Origin of the sequence: Promicromonospora kroppenstedtii DSM 19349 (genome assembly GCF_000515355.1) — a bacterium.
GTDB classification, from domain to species: Bacteria; Actinomycetota; Actinomycetes; order Actinomycetales; family Cellulomonadaceae; genus Promicromonospora; species Promicromonospora kroppenstedtii.
On sequence record NZ_KI911759.1, the window covers coordinates 49,154 to 50,794 of the forward strand.

The 1,641-nt window shown below is 72.8% G+C and carries 1 protein-coding gene; it reads left to right on the forward strand.

Annotated elements, in window-relative coordinates:
* Window positions 1-180 precede the first annotated feature (180 nt).
* The gene (locus tag PROKR_RS26900) at window positions 181-1,605 is read left to right on the forward strand and encodes a family 43 glycosylhydrolase (RefSeq protein ID WP_036969944.1); all 1,425 of its coding nucleotides are present in this window, start codon (window positions 181-183) and stop codon (window positions 1,603-1,605) included.
* The last annotated feature ends 36 nt before the right edge of the window (window positions 1,606-1,641 follow it).

The following is a 1,641-nucleotide window of genomic DNA, read 5'->3' on the forward strand; positions in this document are numbered from 1 at the left end:
CCCGAGCCCGACCCCCCCCAGCCCGACCCGAGCCCGACCCCCCAGCCCGACCCCCCCAGCCTGACCCGGGACCAAGCCCCGGCCGCACCTTTCTGTCGCGTCTTGAGCGGCGGAATTTCGCCGGTTAGCGTCGCGTCGAACGTGCGGCGACGTCGCCGCGCACGGAACGGAGGCGTGCCAATGACAGGTCCAGCTAATGGTTTTCCCGTCCACCGGCGGGCGGTCCTTGCGGGTGCCGCCGGGGTTGCCGGCTCCCTGGTGGCGGGGCTTGCCGGTCCTGCCGCGTCCGCCGCGGCGCAAGGGCGGGCAGCAGGCCCGGCCTCGAGCGGAGGGCCGGCCGCCACCACAGCCGCCGGCACGGCCGCCAACACGGCACACGGCCGTCTCCCCGCGAACTGGCCCGACCTCGAGCCCTACGGGCTCGCGGATACCCGCACGGACCTCTGGCCGCGCGACGACAACTCGTTCGTCCTGCCGCTGGAGCTGCGCCCGCGGGACGAGGAGCTCGGCCGGGTCTGGATCCGGGACACCTACGTCAACTGCTTCGTCGTCGACGGCAAGCCCGTCTACGTCGCCACGGGCACAACACGCGTCCCGGGTCTCCCGGCGGCTGGGCCGTGGAACGACGGCATCTTCCTGTGGGTGGCCCCGTCGCTGCGCGGGCCGTGGCGGCTCGCCGACACGACGGCTATCCGGTCCGACCCCGCGACGGGCGCCGAGAAGGGCAAGGTCTGGTCGCCGGAGTTCGTGGGGGAGAACCGCCCCGGCCGCACGGTGGTCGCGCCGTGGCAGGAGTACTGGGACGACCACGGCCAGTTCGGCAAGCGCGGCAACGCCTGGGCCCCGGAGGTGCACTTCTTCCGCGGCACCTGGTACATCGTGGCCTGCATGGGCGACCACTCGACCAAGGTCGGCTCGTTCCTGCTGATCAGCGAGGGCGGGCCGGAGGGCCCGTACCGGCTGGCCGAGGGCAACGTGGACAAGCCGTTCGGTGACCCCTTCATCGGCGGCCCGTCGTTCATCGCCCCGGGTGCGTACCACCACATCGACGGCAGCATGTACACCGAGGACGACAACGCCTGGCTGGTGCTGCACAACCACCTGTACGCGCCGTTCCGGGACGACATGGAGGACATCGTCCCCACCACGAACCTGCCGCTGTTCCAGCAGACGCCGTACACGCCCGAGCCCTACCTGGAGGGCGCCTACGTGTTCAAGCACGGCGGCAAGTACTTCCTGGTGCACGCGGCCTGGGACCGCACGTCGACCAACCCGGACGGGACCACGCGCAACGCCTACGACAACCCGGGCGCCGGGCGGGTGCAGTTCCAGTACGACGCCGTCGTCGCCGTCGCCGACCGGTTCGAGGGGCCGTACTCCGGGCGCTGGACCGCGGGGGTGGGCGCGGGCCACAACAACTTCTTCCTCGACCACCGCGGCCAGCCGTGGGCGACGTTCTTCCGCAACCCGGCGGCCGGTTACTGGGCCGACCCGGCGCGCGTGGGCGACGCTGCGGCGGCCGGCGTCGTCCGCCTGGAATGGACCGGCCCGGAGGGCAACCGCCTGTACGCGGCCCGCCGCAAGCCCCGCCCGTCGCACGACTGAGCGCGGCCCAGCGCAGTTCGAACGTAGGGTCCGTCG